The following is a 17,236-nucleotide window of genomic DNA, read 5'->3' as shown; positions in this document are numbered from 1 at the left end:
TGCTCGGTTTTTTATTGCCTGTCATTTCACTCTTTTTCTCTTCTCTTCTCTTCTCTTCTCATTTGGCTTATGGCTTAGGTTTTAGCACCAACCTTAACCCGTCGCTTTTATGCAAAAGTTTGATACTAAATCTCGAACGCTAAACTTTGATCAATAACGAGACAGTGCGAAAACGATAGAGTAGAGATAGATCTAAATAAAAGGGATGTGGAATGGATATCTGGTTGTTGGTTGCGTTGGTACTAATGAGTCTGTTTTTGATCGCGGTCGTTATTGCCGCGAGCAACAATGGCAGCCATCTAAAAGGCAATGTGGTGATTTCTCTTACTGCGGTGGCTTTGAGCGTGCTGGTCTGGTCTCAACTGAAACAAGAGTTACCTCAACTTCCTTTGGATGATAGCAATAACTACACGGCAACAGATTTCGAAGATGAGCTTCAGCAAAGCCTTGAGCAAGACCCGAATCAATCCGACTTGTGGTTTAAGCTTGGTGGTGTGTACATGCAGAAAGGGGAGTTTGATGCGGCATTCACTTGCTACGATTATGCGATTCGCTTAGATCCTCAAGCACCTTCTGGCCTCTATGCTGCCAAAGCAACGGCACTTTACTATCTTAGCTCTCAAGCGATGAGTGATGATGTTAATGCGTTGTTGGAGCACTCAATGCAGCTTGATCCCAATGATCGTACGGCATTGATGCTGATTGCGACCGATCACTTTATCAGCATGCGCTATCAACAAGCGATCGATGCGTGGACTCAAATCTTAGATTCCAATCAGAAGGGCATTGATCGTGTCTCTATTATCCATTCGATCAACCAAGCCAAACAGATGATCCGTTAAGCTTGGCTAATTGCTAAAGAGGCGATCTTACTTAAGATCTCATTTCGAAGACTATTGGTTTTCTTGCATTTCGATTAAGCCACCAGCATTGTGGATTTGAGTAAACCCTTGAGCGCGCAAGAATTGATAAGCTTGCCCTGAACGATTGCCACTGCGGCAGTACAACACGATGGGTTGGTCTTTATCTATCTTAGCAAAGTGAGTAGCCACTTTGCTAAGAGGGTAGTTGATAGCGTTATCTAGATGCCCTTGTTCGAACTCTGCAGGTGTTCTGACATCAACCACTAATGCACCTTTCTCTATTAATTCCCACCCTGTCTCAGCACGCTCAGATGCGTGAACGCCTGAACTGAGTAGTGCAATACATAATGCCGAAAGCGAAAGTAAGATTTTCATTGTTTACCCCTTGAATTGGCGAGTGGATCGGGGGGCGATATTGATGTGTATTCCCCCAAAACCTAAAAAAACCAGCCACACAACAATAGTGTGACTGGTTTTTACTTAATGGTCTAATTGAAGAAACTAGTATTCGTAGTCGGCTTCACGCTTTTCAGCTTGCTCTTCCCATTTAGGAACAACCGTGTCTAAGAAGTGCTGTTTCTCTGCGTTCATCTTATCCATGTCCATTCCAAGCGCTTTTTGAGCCGCTTCTTTTGTCGAGATATCTGGAATCTCGATTGGATCGGTGATGCCTTTCTTCGCCAGTAGACGAACAATCTTAGTACGAGCATCCGCGGCGCGGTCAACGGCAGTACCAAGCACTTCTAGAGCGATCTCAGGTGCGTGCATGTGAATACCGTGAGACGCGATAGCGTAGTCCCAGCGCCATTGAGCGTGACGGATATCGAGTAAGATAGGCTCCATCTCTTGCTCTGTCGCACCCGCTTCCCATGCTGCGCCTGCTTCAAAGTGAGCAGCAACGATTTGTTTCTCGGCTGTCAGCTTCATGTTCAGCACTTGCGCTTTACGGCTTGAAACGATGTTACGCATGGTTTCTTTCGATTGAGTGTGACAGTTTGCACATGTATCTTCGAAGCGGTCGAATGGGTTACCCACTTTATGGTCGGTATAAACGGTGCCATCTTCTTTGGTCACTTTCGGCATATGACAGTCAGCACAAACGACTTTGTTCTTACCGTGGATGCCTTCGCGCCATGTTTCAAAGCCTGGGTGCTGTGCTTTCAGCATGGGTGCTTTCGATACTTTATGCGTCCAATCTTTAAAGTTGATTGCATCATAGTAACGTTCCATGTCGCCAACGGTTGTACCTTGGTCCCAAGGGAATTTCACACCTTTGGTTGGCCCTGTGAAGTAGTATTCCACGTGGCACTGAGCACAAACAGAAGCTTGTTGGTCTAAACGACTTTGTTCATCAAACTTTTTACCAATCGTTTCAAATGCACGCTCAACGTAAGGACGAGTCACCTTCAGTGCAGGCTCACCATTCTTAAAGCCTTCGCTTTGGGTGTCGTGACAGTCTGAACAGCCAATAGGGTTAATGATCTCGTTGCCAAGACGCGCCCATTTACCTTCAAAATAACCATCTTCACCACGCTCTTCGATAACACGAGCGACATCTGGGCTCTTACAGCTCCAACACGCCATTGGCATTGGGCCAGAGCTTTCGTCCGTTGGGCCGCCAGTACGAAGTGTTTGTCTTACATCGTCAATGGCATAAAAGTGGCCGCGTGCTTTGTTGTAATCTTTTGCGAAGCCGTAGCCAGCCCACATGATGACCATGTTTGGATCTTCTTTTAGTGCGTCTTCAATAACTTCGCTTTCTGAAGTTTGTCTCCATGAATGATATTGATCTGGGTGGTTTTGCTCGAACTGGTCGTTACGAGGGTCGCCAATTTCTTTTTGTTCAGACGCAGCAAAACTGGTCGCGCTTGCTAGTGATGCGCTAACCATTAATAGTGCTGTGACCGAATTACGTATCCAATGCTTTTTCACAGTGATATCTCCAATATACTGATTCTTATACCAAGCGTTGTGAGTTTGCTATTCAAATTAAGAACTGGAGAATTCCTGTTTATATTAATTCATAAACAAACACATTTTGTTACGTGTTGGATATAGCTTGTCTTAGATCAATTAACGGTAGTGACTTCAATCACGTTGAAGTTCATATACCCCTAAAGGAGTATTGGTGGTTAGTGGTATTAAAATTTAATTGAGAATTATTATCATATATAACAATCAATTACCTAAATTGACCACTATATAAATAGGGTGATTGTGTTCACATATTAACCCATTCAAATTTCGCATTACCTAATTAGAGGTATATTCTGATTATAGAAAGCGTTGTGGCTTATCCAAAATAAGAATTGATATCATTTAAGCGGTAATAATATCGTTTAAGGGTACTTTTGTTTAACCGGAATATTATTTAGTTGAGAGTTAAATAATGCCGGTATAAGGAAAGGATAAAATGGGCAATATTAAATTGGCCATAGTCATAATGCTTAAATCCCTTCTAGCATTCTGCCTCTATGGTTATTCCATTCATGCTGTTGCTGAGCCTGCTGTTACGCCAGTAGGAGAATCAACAAGACATGAAGTCGAATTAATCCGCGACAAAGACTACAAGTGTGTTCAATGCCATAAAGATTCAAAAGAAACGGTATTGGGTTCACATGGTGAAAGTGCACACGCTTTACTTGGCCGTGAAGTAAATTGTACCGATTGTCATAGTTCAATTAGCCCCGATCACCGTGAAGGTGCACCTGAAGTGGTGAAGTATCGCGCGGCTCAATCACAACCAGGAACCGAAAAGGTATTCCTCGATCCTAGCTTAATTTTAGATGCCAATAGCCAATGTATCGATTGTCACAAACCTGATGATCTGCGTGAAGCTAGCTGGACCCACGATGTTCACGCGCAAAACTTAACGTGTTCAAACTGCCATGATGTTCATGCGACTGAAGCAAAGGTGTTGGGCTTAGATAAGAAGCAAACCATTAAGCTGTGTGTGGATTGCCATTCAGACTTCAACCAGAAGAAAGAAGGGGAGTAATCTATGAGCTGCTCAAGAAGAAACTTTTTAGCAGGCGCTGGTGCCGTTATTTTTACCACGGGTGTAGCGGGAACTGCGGCGGTGACAAGTCGTAAAACGTTGGCCAATGTTCAAGAAGATGGTGCTAAACGTTATGGAATGATTCATGACGAAACCGCGTGTATTGGTTGTACTGCTTGTACAGAAGCATGTCGTGAAGTGAATAAAGTACCTGAAGGCGTGTCGCGCTTAGAAATTATTAAGAGTGAACCCGAAGGCGAATATCCAAATGTTGATTACCGTTTTACTCGTAACTCTTGCCAACATTGTGATAACGCGCCGTGTGTGATGGTTTGCCCAACAGGTGCTGCCTACAAAGATGAAAAAACGGGCATTGTTGATGTCCACAAAGAGAAGTGTGTCGGTTGTGGTTACTGTTTATTAGCGTGTCCATATCAAGTGCGCTTTTTCCATCCAGAGAACAAGTCAGCCGATAAATGTAACTTCTGTCGTGATACTAATCTAGCACAAGGAAAGTTGCCTGCTTGTGTCGAATCTTGCCCAACTAAAGCGCTGACATTCGGCGATTTAAATGACCCTAAGAGTGAGATAAACCAAGTACTTCAATCCGAGGTGGTTTACAGAGATAAAGCCTATTTAGGCACTCAACCAAAACTCTATAAAGTGCCATACCAAAAAGGGGAGATTTGATTATGAGTGCATGGGACGCAGCTTTTCAGTCTGGTACCGTGGTATGGGACTGGATTATAGCAATCTATCTATTTCTCGCGGGGATGTCGGCGGGTGCCGTAATGATCTCCATTTACCTTAAGCGCAAGGTTATTGAAGGCGATCCTGCTCATAATGGTGTGTTAAAGGCGACAGCTTTTCTTGCGCCATTTGGGATCATTTCAGGTCTGCTGATCTTGGTTTTCCACCTGACAAAACCGTTATCCTTTTGGAAGATCATGATCTTCTATAATCCAACGTCTGTGATGTCGATGGGTGTGATCTTATTCCAAGTATATATGGTGATCTTATTCCTTTGGATCGGCATTATATTTAGAGACCAAATAGTCGTGTTCTTGAATGATCAAGCATGGCTAAAAGGGCGACTTGATTTTGTCGGTAATTGGATTGGCAAATTAGAAGTGTTTGAGAATGCTCTGGAAATATTCTTAGCTGTTCTTGCTCTTATGCTTGCTGCTTATACCGGATTCTTGCTTTCAGCTTTAAATACTTTCCCACTATTGAATAACCCAGTGCTGCCGATTTTGTTCTTATTCTCGAGCTTATCTTCGGGAGCGGCGGCGTGTATTTTATTTGGTGTGTTGGTCTTTAAAGAATCACCTCATAGCCCGACTATTTCATGGATTCACGGATTCGAACGTCCAGTCGTGATGTTTGAATTGTTTGTTCTAATTACTTTCTTTACTGGGCTTATCTTCGCTGGTGGTCAAAGTGAGCAAGCAGTATGGAACGCAATTGGCAGTGGTTTCTGGGCGAGTTGGTTCTGGTATGGTGTCATCGGTGTCGGTATGGTTTTACCGTTGTTGTTGAATGCCGTTACACCAACCTCAATCCGCCATAGCTCGGTGTATATTTTCTCCGTGACTTCGCTAAGCCTAATGGGCGTATTAATGCTACGAACTTTTGTTCTTTATGCAGGGCAGTTAACGATAGCTTAATTTTGCTCAAGTTTATTAGTGAGCAGATGTTAGATACTAAATATCTGCTTATTAATGAACATGCTTTAAATAAACATAAGATGCGTGTTCAGATCGGCTCTGCTCAAGCGGAGCCTTATTGAGGTGATATGGTCGGTTCTTTGGGGCTGTTTAGTTTAGTGTTGGTTGCTGTACTCAGTAGCATTATTGGTGTGCATTCGTTTTATCAAATGCTAAACAAACGGACGCAAAATATAGGTTTAGTCCGCAGTTTCTCTCTTTCAAGTGCATTGTTTTCTGTCACTTCTGTCGCATTGCTTGGCTATGCCTTTGTCAGTGATGACTTCTCTATCCTCTATGTCGCTGAACATTCAAATACTCAATTACCCTCATTTTTTAAGCTTGCAGCCGTATGGGCAGGCCATGAAGGTTCCTTGTTGTTTTGGGTACTGACGATCAGCGTCTGGTCTGGCGTTATTGCCTTACAAAAACATTATTCGAATGAATACCAAAGCCGTGTGTTGTGGGTAATGAATCTACTGCTCGCGATATTTGCTTGGTTCACCTTATTCGCATCAAACCCATTTGAAATGAATTCGATTTTGCCGTTAGAAGGGCGTGACCTTAATCCAATGTTGCAAGATGTCGGTCTGATCTTTCACCCTCCATTACTTTACCTTGGCTATGTCGGCTTTTCTGTGGTGCTGGCATTTGCCGTTGCCGCTTTGCTGGTTGATCCTATTGAGTTTGATTGGGTTGCCCATTGTCGCAGTTGGTGTCTAGTCGCTTGGATTTTTTTAACCGCAGGGATCATTCTTGGCTCTTGGTGGGCGTATTACGAATTAGGCTGGGGCGGCTGGTGGTTCTGGGACCCTGTTGAAAATGCCAGTTTGTTACCGTGGCTCACTTCGACAGCCTTGCTGCATTGTTTAGGTGTTGCCAAGGGTAAACAACAGCTTCTGAAGTGGTCTCTAAGCCTTGCTTTCATTACATTTTGTTTGAGTATCTTAGGCACCTTTATTGTTCGTTCTGGCGTATTAACGTCGGTGCATGCGTTTGCGGTCGACCCGACCAAAGGTATCGCACTACTACTTATATTGATGTTGGTGCTAGTGAGCTCTTTCTCTCTTCTTATCATTAGAGGGGAGTCTTTTGAATCTAACCCGATTACTAGCTTCGCCAGTAAGAGCTTTTTAAGCCTAGTTGCGGTACTCATTTTTGTACTGGCGACCGCTGTTGTGGTGTTTGGTACATTTTATCCAATGGTCTTTGAGCTGCTTGGGCTGGGTAACATATCGGTCGGTGCGCCATACTTTAATCTGTTGATTGCGCCTTTGGCTTTGCTCGCACTTGGCGTGGTTGGCTTAGCCCCATTGTTGAGTGTTAAACCTCAAGCAACCAAAGGTGTTATTTCATTGTTAGTTCTTATGTCGTTGGCATTGGGTTACGTTTGTTATTCGTTGCAAGTGGAACAAGTCCAACGACAGGTGATGGCTCTGATAACATGGTCACTCGCATTTTGGGTTTTACTCACTCATGTTTATGGCTTAGCGGCAACGCGCAGTTCCAAGTTCCAACGAAAAGTCTGGGTGATGACCTTTGCTCATGTCGGGGTTGTAGTACTCGCTGTAGGTGCGGCAATGAACAGTTACCACTCGTTTGAGCGCAGTTATAAATTAAGCCCAGGAGCACAAGTAGAGTTCATGGATTGGACGCTTGCTCATGAAGATACAGAGCTTTATGTCGCCTCAAACTTTACCGCAGAGAAGGCGATACTTAAGCTAGAAACTGGTGAGCAAAGTTTTTCCATTACACCTGAAAGAAGACATTATCAAGTGCGAGTGATGAACATGAGCGAGCCCGCAATGAAATGGTTCTGGCATGGCGATGTGTATATCACCATGGGTGAGAAAGTTGACGCTACCGCTTACGCATTTCGAGTTCAGTACAAAGCGTATGCTCGTTGGATATGGCTTGGTGGGCTGTTCTCAATTCTAGGTGCTGTGCTTTCACTGACCAATCGTAAAAAGAAAACCGTTAAGGCTGCACAGTATGCATACCAGCGTTCGTAATAAACTCATTGCTCTATTTTCAGTGGCTGTTGCTTTGGTCGTTGCATTTTCATATGCGCTCGACAATAAGCAACAAACGACCAGCGTTTCAGATCAAAAAAGGGCTTTCCCTGAATTTACGGCAGAAAAACTCGTTACTGATGAGTCATTCGATTCTGAAGCATTAAGCTCTGAAATATTAAGCTCTGAAACGGCTAAGCTTACGCTTACTGATATTACTCAACATCCTTACCAACTGGTCAATGTATGGGCTTCATGGTGCGGAATATGTAAAACCGAGCACGCTTTTTTGCTCAAACTTCATGATAAAGGTATTCCAATTGTTGGTCTCAATTATCGAGATAATCCCGGTGCTGCGCTCAATGTATTAACCAACGACGGCAATCCGTACGCAGCTGTGATCAGTGATCCTCAAGGGAAGTTGGCTTTAGAACTCGGTGTCATAGGGACTCCTGAGACGTATTTAGTCGATGCTGAAGGCCAAATAGTGAAGAAGTTGCTAGGTGTGATTAATGAATCGGTTTGGCGCAAAGAACTCGCTCACTATTTTAAAGGTACAAATGGATGATGAAGTTCCTGCTCAACATAGTGCTCATACTTAGCGCCGCTATTGTCGTCAACTTCCCTGTAATAGCCGAGGACTTGTTTACGGCGAGTGATAAAGATACAAGCATTCAGGTAGAGTTATTTGAGTTTGAAAGCCCTAATCAACAACAGCGTGCTATTAGTTTGGCAAAATCGCTGCGCTGTCCACAATGTCAGAATCAAAATCTGATTGAGTCGAACTCTCCCATAGCAAAAGATTTACGCCTTGTTGTATTCAATATGGTGAAAGCAGGGAAGAGTAACAATGAAATCACTCAGTACATGACAGAAAGGTTTGGTGAATTTGTGCTTTATAAGCCAGCAATGAGTGTTTCAAACATATTACTTTGGTTGTTACCGAGCCTATTATTTCTTTTGTTTGTATATTTATCAGTAGCGAGTGTTAGGAATGACTCATAAAAATTGTGTATTACTGTTTACCAATTGAGCTGTATTTTGTAATATTAACGGATTATAAAGGCTAAGCACTGTTATATAAGGATGTGTTTGTGGATAACGTAATCTCAAATTTAAAAAAAGAGTTCTATACTCATGTCCGTTCTGATAAATGGGCAGAAAAATACAGTGCAAAGTCGAGCATCTCTACACTGACACAAGAAGAGTTAAGTGAATTAGAGAATGCTTGGGTGCAGCTTGTTATCTGGAAGCAAACTCAACTAAGCTGATCGTTCCGCAAAAAGTGTAGTCTTAGCCGCAATTGATTGATTTATAACCCCATGTTGGTCATCCCAACGTGGGGTTTTTTGTTACCCAGAAAATTAATTGTTATAATATAACAATTTGTACGTGGTCGACCTTGAAAAAAATTGTTAACAGCCTCATAGTGTCTATCATTAGATAGTTAGCTACAAAATATTGCCTAGACATATAGTGTAGTGTTGTTAAATACATCGAATTTTCAAGTGAGTATAGCTATGGCGGAAGTGCGTGCCAGAATAGATTTCAAAGTAGGGGTAACAAGCAGTATTGATGCTGAACTTCTGTCTTTTCATGGATTGAAAACAGATAAAGAGCATGTTGCTGTGATATTTAAATCAGCGGATAAGACACAAGACATACCTCTTGTTCGTATGCACTCTGAGTGCCTGACTGGTGATGTTTTTCATTCTTCTCGCTGTGACTGTGGTGAGCAGTTAGATGAAACCATCAGAATTATGGGTGAGACGGGGGGAGTGATTCTTTACTTACGCCAAGAAGGTCGTGGTATTGGTTTGTATAACAAAATCGATGCGTACCGTCTGCAAAGCGAAGGCATGAACACCTATGAAGCGAATAACCACCTAGGTTTTGGTGATGATTTACGCGACTTTACCGAAGCGGCAGAAATGCTTCGCGCTTTAGGAACCACAAAAATCCGCTTGGTTACTAACAACCCTAAGAAGATCAATGAGCTGAAATCTTTCGGTATTGAGATTGAAGAAGTGGTGAATACTTCTGCACATATCAAGTCGGGAAATGAGAGTTACCTGAAGGCGAAAGTCTCACACGGTAAGCATAATCTGGATATTTGATAAGCTTCCTTTTATTGCTATAGCACAAAAGTATTTAAAGACCTCACAAATGTGAGGTTTTTTTGTATTTATCTTGCAATAAAATTGTAAGTTTGTATTATTCAAATCTGTAGTGTAAATGATAATGGTTTGCACTATTACTACGAATAATAATTCAAAGCTCAACAAGGATGCTTCATGACCATTAAATCTTTAGTGACAAAAGCCGTAACTTCGTCACTCATTTTTGCCTCTGCTTCTTCTTTTGCAGCAGTAACTCAAGATCAAGTTGTAGAACATTACGCCGATATTGCTCATGCAGTGTTTGCAGATTCAGTAATTACAGCAAAAGCGTTGAACTCTTCTATTGATACCTTCTTAGCTTCTCCTTCTGCTGGCAATTTCGAACAAGTAAAGCAAGCTTGGCTAGACTCTCGTGTACCTTACCAACAGTCTGAAGTATTTCGCTTTGGTAACGTTGTTGTAGATGATTGGGAAGGCCAATTAAATGCATGGCCGCTAGATGAAGGCCTTATCGATTACGTTTCGACTGATTACCAATATGAACTTGGTAACGAAGGCGCTAGCGCAAACATCGTTGCAAATAAGACTTTCCAAATTGGTCAGACAACAGTAGACGCAACTAACATTACTCCAGAGCTAATTGCAGACCTGAACGAGATCGGTGGTTCTGAAGCGAACGTAGCGTCTGGCTACCACGCGATTGAATTCCTACTTTGGGGCCAAGATTTAAACGGTACTAACAGCGGTGCAGGTGAGCGTGCTTACACTGATTTCGTTGTTGGTACTGAGTGTACTAATGGTAACTGTGACCGTCGTGGCGCATACCTAAAAGCATCAGCTGAACTACTTATCCAAGACCTAGAGTGGATGGAAAAGCAGTGGGCTGAAGGCGAGAAAGGCAACTACCGTCAAGAGCTTCTTTCTGAATCTAGCGAGAACGGCCTACGTAAAATGCTATTTGGTATGGGCTCACTATCTCTAGGTGAACTAGCGGGTGAGCGTATGAAAGTTGCACTAGAAGCAAACTCTACTGAAGACGAGCATGATTGTTTCTCGGATAACACGCATAACTCTCACTACTACAACGAGCAAGGTATCTACAACGTATACACTGGCTTGTACAAGCGTGAAGATGGTTCTCTACTTTCTGGTCCTAGCCTGTTTGACCTAGTAGAGCAAAAAGACGAGCAAGCGGCGAAAGAGATTCAAAAGCAGTTTGACCTAGCACGTGCACAAGTTGGTCAACTTGTTGTGTCAGCAGAGAAAAATAACCAGCACTTCGATCAGCTAATTGCTGCTGACAACGCTGCGGGTAACGCACTAGTAAACAAAACGATTGTTGCGCTAGTGTCTCAAACCGCTGCAATCGAGCGTGCAGCTGGTGTTATTGGCATTGATAGCCTAAACCCAGACACAGCGGATCACGAGTTTTAATAACCCGAGGTTAATACCAATCGTAGTAAATAACTGGTCAGCCTAGCTAGTTAAAACGCTCGATAACTGCGTTGTAATTTTTGATTGTAGAATAACTACTTATCAGAAAATCACGCCTTGTTCTCAAGCCTTTTTCCTGAGCTATTTCTGATCACTTACTTACTGTGATTGGTATAGAACTAATGTAAGGGCTCTTATTGAGCCCTTAATTGTTTGTTATTCAAAAAAGTTACTCCCTAATAAAAACTAAAATCAAAAACACAGCAAGGCAATGTATGAAGTCGTATCTCTCAGCCTCACTATTAACCGCACTGTTTTTCTTATCTCCATTGCACGCCCATGAAACCTACTCTGGAGGCAAAACCACAGTAAAGAAAGAGGGCGCGAACGCTTTTTCTCTTCCTGCAGCCAACCTTCCAATGAGCAAACGCTTGGATTTCAGCGTAGGTAACAGCTTCTTTAGAAACCCTTGGGTTCCTGCGCCGTCATCAACCGATGCACGTGATGGGTTAGGTCCATTGTTCAATACCAACGGTTGTCAAAACTGTCACATCAAAGATGGTCGTGGTCATGCGCCTGAAAAAGATGACCAGAACGCGGTTTCATTGTTGGTCCGCTTAAGTATCCCTGCTGAAACGCCAGAACAGAGACAAGCCTTCATTCGTGATGGTGGTATTCCTGAACCAACTTACGGCGGCCAGTTACAAGATTTCGCGCTTCAAGGTGTAAAACCCGAGGGCAAAGTGAACATCAGCTACACCGATGTTCCTGTTGAATTCAAAGACGGTACAGTCGTTACTTTGCGTAAACCAATTTTAAAGATTACTGATCTTGCCTTTGGCGAGATGCATCCTAAAACCGAGTTTTCAGCTCGTGTTGCGCCGCCAATGATTGGCCTTGGTTTACTTGAAAGCATCCCGCGAGAAACGATTCTCGGATTTGCTAAACAGCAGTTGGCCGACAAGCAGGGTGTTTCAGGCAAAGCGAACTACGTTCTTGATGTTCAAACTAACGAAATGGCGTTGGGTCGATTCGGTTGGAAAGCTGGCCAGCCAAACCTAATGCAGCAAAATGCGGCGGCGTTTAACGGTGATTTGGGCTTAACGAGTCGCTTATTCCCGAATGAAAACTGCACATCAGCACAATCAACCTGTGATGATTTTCCGAATGGAGGCGAGCCAGAAGTCAGCGACAATATTTTAGATTTTGTTGAGTTCTATTCGCAGCATCTAGCGGTCCCTATTCGTCGTAACATAGACAACCCAGCCGTCGTGCAAGGTAAAAAATTGTTCAAAGACGTTGGTTGCCAGAGTTGCCACCAAGCCGAAATTCGCACTGCAGAGCGTGAAGGGTTACCTGCGTTGTCTAAGCAATTAATCAGCCCGTATACCGATATGTTGTTGCACGATATGGGGGAAGGCTTAGCCGACAATCGCCCTGAATATCTTGCCAATGGCCAAGAGTGGCGTACGACGCCATTATGGGGATTAGGCTATACCAAAGAAGTTAATGGTCATACGTTCCTGCTTCATGACGGTCGCGCAAGAAACGTTATGGAAGCGGTACTTTGGCACGGTGGTGAAGCTGAAATGGCGAAACAAAACGTTTTAGCTCTTAGTAGTAGCGAACGTGAAGCGTTATTGGCGTTCTTAAACTCGTTATAGGCTGAGTTGAATTCAGTTTAGTTAACGGTTAGTGACTTAAGAAAGCCGCTATCAAACCACTTAGCACCGCTGAACTTGTAGGAATACGAGGTCAGCGGTCGTTTCGCATTTAATGAACTCATATACTTAAAAGAAAAACTAGCAAGTAAGGTAACAGCATGACGCATAAATTTTTGTTAATGCCTTTGTCGGTATTAATCATGGCAGGCTGCCAATCATCGGGTGAACAAGCTGCTTCATCTGAGGTTAACGGTGTGTCTTATCAAGCAGACACAACCGACCACATCAGTCGCAGTGTCTATCAACAAGAGTTTGATTCTGCAGTCCTATTCGCCAAGCAAGCCAACGAGCTAGAAGTCTTGATGCAGGGTTACTGCCAAACCAATGATGTTGAGTTAGATGCCTTGAAAAATCAGTGGCAGCTCACCATGAATAGTTGGATGGCACTGCAAGGCCAAGAAAGAGGCCCAACAGCGGCACTTGAAGAGAGCTGGAATATTCAATTTTGGCCAGATAAGAAGAACACCACCGGTCTTAAAATGCGTCAATTGACTCAGCAGGATAAAGTATGGTCTCAAGACGAAATCGCGCAGCAGAGTGTGACAGTACAAGGGCTAGGTGCGTTGGAGTGGTCGCTTTATGACGAGCAATCGCCACTGCTTCAAGACAAAGCACTAGGCTGCCAATCATCACAAGCGATTACTGAAAACTTAGCGGTTAAGTCATCTTCGATTGCACAGGCATGGCAGGTTAACCCTTGGTTAGCGTTAGACGAGACTCGTTGGGAGTCTGAATACATCGCTTTATTGACCAACCAACTCGATTACAGCATGAAAAAGCTGAGTCGCCCAATGGCTAAAATCGGTCATCCGCGTCCTTACTTCTCAGAATCATGGCGTGCACAAACTTCGATGACTCAACTAAAAGCGAATGTAGCAGCACTTCAGAATTTGTACCTAGCCGATGGCAATGGCCTAGACGGCTTGTTGAGAGAGAAGGGCTTAAATGACCTTGCTGACCGTGTTGCTGACCAGTTCACGCTAACGCTAGATACTTGGCCTACAGACTCAAGTTTGTTCGAGTTGCTGCAGAGCAAAGAGGGCTATCGAAATGTGCTGACTCAATACAACAAACTAGAACGTTTGAAGTACCTGATTCATGAAGAAGTGGCAATAGAGCTTGGCGTGGTAATAGGATTTAATGCTACCGATGGTGACTGATACTACACGAAGAACGCTACTCAAGGCTGCACTGGGTTGTGCTGCTGTACCTTTACTTCCGTTTGGCTGCGCTAGTCGCTCTGGCGCCGCAAGCACATCTAATGATCCTCAACTGATCGGCTGTGCGCTTAATGGTCGTGGCCAATATTCAGCGGTTGTGGCTGACGAATATGGTATGCCGTTGAGTCAACTGCCGATCCCAGATCGTGGGCATGGCGTCGCGATTTGCCCAACATCATCACATGCGGTGGTTTTTGCTCGTCGTCCTGGTGACTATTTTATGGTGTTTGACTATAAAAATGGTCAGCAGATCAAGATGGTCGTGAAAGGTAACAATCGCCACTTCTATGGTCATGGCGTTTACTCATTAGATGGCAAGTTACTGTATGCCACGGAAGGGAAAACGGACAGCAGCCAAGGTGTGATAGGTGTTTACGATGTCGCACAAGGCTATAGTAAGGTCGAGGAGTTCACTGGCTTTGGTATTGGCCCTCATGAAGTGATCATCATGCCGGATGGTAATCTCGCGATTGGCGTTGGCGGCGTTCATACTGACGGTAGAACACCGAAAAACTTGAATTCAATGCAACCGAGTTTAAGTTATGTTTCACCTGAAGGTGTGCTGCTTGATCAGGTTGAATTGTTGGATAAGAAGCTGAGCATTCGACACTTAGCCCATGATGGTGCTGAAACTGTACTTTGTGGTCAGCAATATCGTGGCGAGCCAGACGAGTATCCTTCGCTGTTGGCGATGCATACTAAAGGTGGGCAGTTTGAATCACTGAATGCAGAACCAGAGCAATGGGCAAGGTTCAATCACTATATCGCCAGTATTGCGGCGTCAGATGATTGGATTATTGCGACTTCGCCAAGAGGCAACTGCTACGGTATTTGGTCTAAAGAAACCCAAGAATTGGTAGAGCTATCTGCGTTGTCTGATGCTTCTGGTGCAGTGCTACTTGATGGTGAGTTTCGACTCAGCTCTGGAGCGGGCAGTGTGGTGAGCCAACACAAGCCTTATGAGAAATCAACCCAGCAATCATCGGTCCAGTGGGATAACCACTGGAGTGCAATCTAGTTCATAAAACTCCTTAAAAAATAACATGCTTACTCCTATTTCTTTGCCATACTTATGAGATGATTGGTGATGGGGTTAAGCATGTTAGCAAAATACTTCTGTGGATTATTGGTGTTAGTTTCTGTGCATGCATGGAGCTATACGAGTTCTGACGAGAGCCGTTTCATTCCGGCGGATTCAGAACTCTCTTTTATGCTGATTTATCCAGAGCTCACCCAGAGTATTTATCAAGACTCTTCTCTTCCTATCCTTTGGGATTCACCGGAACTTGTTAAAGCGTTTGAATTCCAGTTGTCGCTTCTCGAACAAGCGCAAATGGCGCCTCTTTTCGATCGTCAGTTAAAACAAATCCGCCACTATCAAACTCGTGGGCAATGGCAAGAGTTGGACATCTTATTAACCGATACCTTTATTTATTACCTAAGCTACGTTGAGAATGCGCCACTTGCCGGTAAAGAGTGGTATTTCTCGGGCAAGCTGCATTCCAAGTTGCCTGCGCCTTCTCCACATATCTTGATGAGATTGAAAAGCAGTGTCACCAATGATTACTTATTAGAAATGGTATTGTCCTATGCGCCGCCTGTTGGGGATTTTGACCAATTCAAGGCGACCTACTCCGTGCTAGAAACTGCGTCTGAACTCAATATAGAGCGATACAGACAGAAAGGGTTGAAACGATTGGGTGACCCGCTTTCAGACAAGGCGACTCTTGTTGAACGTATTGCTTTGGTCGGTGTTGATACCTCGATGATCGCGGTTGATTTCCCTGTATTTGACCAAGATCTGCAAACAGCGATTAAGTCTTTTCAGCGAATGCACGGCCTTACAGACGATGGGATCGTCGGGCCGGATACGATCAAATGGATCAACATGAGCTTTGATGAACGATTGACTTCGCTGGCTCTCAATGCCGAACGTGTTCGTTTGTGGTCACGAGACAGAGACTCTCTCATCGTCGTCAATGTCCCTAGTTTTGATATGAAGTATTGGGAAGATGGTGAAGAGGTCTTTGAGTCCAAAGTGGTCGTGGGCAGAAAGTCGCGAAAAACACCGCTTTTAGAGATAAACCTAGATTCGGTTATCTTGAATCCTACTTGGAACGTACCATGGAAAATCATGGTCAAAGACATCTTGCCTAAAGTAAAAGCGGATGAAAGCTACCTAGAGACACACAACTTCCAAGTGATTGATGGTTGGCGCACCATGGAAACCGTCGACACCACAGATATCGATTGGCAGACCATCAATTTCAATTCGTTCCCATATCGAATGCGTCAACAGGCAGGCTCACGTAATGCACTAGGTTTGTACAAGTTCAACACACCCAACAAGCGAGCTATCTATCTGCACGATACGCCAAGTAAAGGCCTGTTTAATGATGACTTCCGTGCTTACAGTTCAGGTTGTATACGTGTCGAACATGCAGAGGAATTGGCTGAATTGTTGTTTGCCACCAAGGTAAGGAAAGTACCTAACCAAAGTAACGATCTTGCTCCTAATACTAAGGTTCGCCTCAAGAAGCGAATCCCCGTGCATATCATCTATCAAACCGTGCTGTTTGAAGAAGGGGGCATACAGTATCGTGGTGACATCTACCAATATGATAAAGAGGGTGGTTAACCATCATTGAAGCCAATAAGGGTGATCTTGACCAAAAAATGACAACCAAGCTTCTATTGATAAAATTATAATGTGGATCAATAACTAATCGTGCAAAGGTTACAATTACTAACCTTTTGGGCGGTTTTTGTACGTTGACGCAGCAATTTCCATTATGTATCGTGCATTTTTCGTTCGATCTAATTGGTTTTTTTGCTGTATGTCTCAAAGTTTATTTTCACGCCGTCAGTTTCTGACTTACGCTGGTGGTACTGCTGTTGTCGCCTCAATTACTCCTTCTATCGCTTTTGCTTCATACCCTGATCAACCAAGAACGATTAGCATGAACAATCTTCACACAGGTGAACGATTAGAGACCTGTTATTTCGATGGTACTAACTATGTTGGTGATGAAATGGCTCGTCTAAGCAAACTGTGCCGTGATTTCCGTCGTAATGAGATTCATCCAATGGATAAGAACCTGTTTGATCAGATCACTCAGATTCAAAATGTACTGGGTATTCAAAAAGAAGTTCAAATCA

The 17,236-nt window shown here is 43.6% G+C and carries 17 protein-coding genes; 15 read left to right on the top strand and 2 right to left on the bottom strand.

Features of this window, described 5'->3' with window-relative positions; all coding sequences use genetic code 11:
- Positions 1-212: 212 nt before the first annotated feature.
- Positions 213-842, top strand: a complete 630-nt coding sequence (locus AB4232_RS09110) for a tetratricopeptide repeat protein (protein WP_372086972.1) — start codon at positions 213-215, stop codon at positions 840-842.
- A 51-nt stretch (positions 843-893) separates the two neighbouring features.
- Here AB4232_RS09110 and AB4232_RS09105 read toward each other — a convergent pair whose 3' ends face one another.
- The gene (locus tag AB4232_RS09105) at positions 894-1,238 is read right to left on the bottom strand and encodes a rhodanese-like domain-containing protein (RefSeq protein ID WP_135382618.1); all 345 of its coding nucleotides are present in this window, start codon (positions 1,236-1,238) and stop codon (positions 894-896) included.
- Between the two features lie 126 nt (positions 1,239-1,364).
- The gene (gene nrfA, locus AB4232_RS09100; RefSeq protein ID WP_372086971.1) at positions 1,365-2,795 is read right to left on the bottom strand and encodes an ammonia-forming nitrite reductase cytochrome c552 subunit; all 1,431 of its coding nucleotides are present in this window, start codon (positions 2,793-2,795) and stop codon (positions 1,365-1,367) included.
- A 481-nt stretch (positions 2,796-3,276) separates the two neighbouring features.
- Between nrfA and nrfB the strand changes: the two genes are divergently transcribed.
- From nrfB to AB4232_RS09030, 14 genes are all read left to right on the top strand, one after another.
- Entirely contained in the window at positions 3,277-3,861 is a 585-nt protein-coding gene (gene nrfB / locus AB4232_RS09095) for a cytochrome c nitrite reductase pentaheme subunit (RefSeq protein ID WP_009848843.1), read from the top strand.
- Positions 3,862-3,864: 3 nt separating this feature from the next.
- Positions 3,865-4,551: a cytochrome c nitrite reductase Fe-S protein gene (gene nrfC, locus AB4232_RS09090; RefSeq protein ID WP_372086970.1), complete on the top strand. Its 687-nt coding sequence runs from the start codon at positions 3,865-3,867 to the stop codon at positions 4,549-4,551.
- A 2-nt stretch (positions 4,552-4,553) separates the two neighbouring features.
- Positions 4,554-5,528: a cytochrome c nitrite reductase subunit NrfD gene (nrfD, locus tag AB4232_RS09085; protein ID WP_029222016.1), complete on the top strand. Its 975-nt coding sequence runs from the start codon at positions 4,554-4,556 to the stop codon at positions 5,526-5,528.
- 128 nt (positions 5,529-5,656) lie between these two features.
- The gene (locus AB4232_RS09080; protein ID WP_372086969.1) at positions 5,657-7,579 is read left to right on the top strand and encodes a heme lyase CcmF/NrfE family subunit; all 1,923 of its coding nucleotides are present in this window, start codon (positions 5,657-5,659) and stop codon (positions 7,577-7,579) included.
- Positions 7,560-8,147, top strand: a complete 588-nt coding sequence (locus AB4232_RS09075; RefSeq protein ID WP_372086968.1) for a DsbE family thiol:disulfide interchange protein — start codon at positions 7,560-7,562, stop codon at positions 8,145-8,147. The genes AB4232_RS09080 and AB4232_RS09075 overlap by 20 nt, the downstream gene beginning before the upstream one ends.
- Positions 8,144-8,584 carry a cytochrome c-type biogenesis protein CcmH gene (locus AB4232_RS09070; protein ID WP_372086967.1) on the top strand — a complete coding sequence of 147 codons (441 nt, stop codon included), beginning with the start codon at positions 8,144-8,146 and terminating at the stop codon, positions 8,582-8,584. Before AB4232_RS09075 ends, AB4232_RS09070 begins: the two co-directional genes overlap by 4 nt.
- Before the next feature lie 89 nt (positions 8,585-8,673).
- Positions 8,674-8,850 carry a hypothetical protein gene (locus AB4232_RS09065; protein ID WP_009848837.1) on the top strand — a complete coding sequence of 59 codons (177 nt, stop codon included), beginning with the start codon at positions 8,674-8,676 and terminating at the stop codon, positions 8,848-8,850.
- A gap of 249 nt (positions 8,851-9,099) precedes the next feature.
- Positions 9,100-9,696 carry a GTP cyclohydrolase II gene (gene ribA / locus AB4232_RS09060; RefSeq protein ID WP_009848836.1) on the top strand — a complete coding sequence of 199 codons (597 nt, stop codon included), beginning with the start codon at positions 9,100-9,102 and terminating at the stop codon, positions 9,694-9,696.
- Between the two features lie 177 nt (positions 9,697-9,873).
- Positions 9,874-11,133: an imelysin family protein gene (locus AB4232_RS09055; RefSeq protein ID WP_372086966.1), complete on the top strand. Its 1,260-nt coding sequence runs from the start codon at positions 9,874-9,876 to the stop codon at positions 11,131-11,133.
- Between the two features lie 275 nt (positions 11,134-11,408).
- Positions 11,409-12,797 (top strand): di-heme oxidoredictase family protein, encoded by a 1,389-nt coding sequence (locus tag AB4232_RS09050; protein ID WP_372086965.1) that lies wholly within the window; start codon positions 11,409-11,411, stop codon positions 12,795-12,797.
- 158 nt (positions 12,798-12,955) lie between these two features.
- On the top strand, positions 12,956-14,017 hold the full coding sequence (locus AB4232_RS09045; RefSeq protein WP_372086964.1) for an imelysin family protein: 1,062 nt from the start codon (positions 12,956-12,958) through the stop codon (positions 14,015-14,017).
- The gene (locus AB4232_RS09040; protein ID WP_372086963.1) at positions 14,007-15,095 is read left to right on the top strand and encodes a DUF1513 domain-containing protein; all 1,089 of its coding nucleotides are present in this window, start codon (positions 14,007-14,009) and stop codon (positions 15,093-15,095) included. The genes AB4232_RS09045 and AB4232_RS09040 overlap by 11 nt, the downstream gene beginning before the upstream one ends.
- Positions 15,096-15,176: 81 nt before the next feature.
- On the top strand, positions 15,177-16,715 hold the full coding sequence (locus AB4232_RS09035; protein WP_372086962.1) for a murein L,D-transpeptidase: 1,539 nt from the start codon (positions 15,177-15,179) through the stop codon (positions 16,713-16,715).
- A 199-nt stretch (positions 16,716-16,914) separates the two neighbouring features.
- A partial coding sequence (locus AB4232_RS09030; protein ID WP_372086961.1) for a DUF882 domain-containing protein occupies positions 16,915-17,236 on the top strand: 322 nt, incomplete at its 3' end.

Origin of the sequence: Vibrio sp. 10N.286.46.A8, from assembly GCF_041470165.1 — a bacterium.
Taxonomy (GTDB): domain Bacteria; phylum Pseudomonadota; class Gammaproteobacteria; order Enterobacterales; family Vibrionaceae; genus Vibrio; species Vibrio tasmaniensis_A.
Note: the sequence above shows the minus strand (reverse complement) of the source record. Positions and strands in the feature narration are given on the sequence as shown.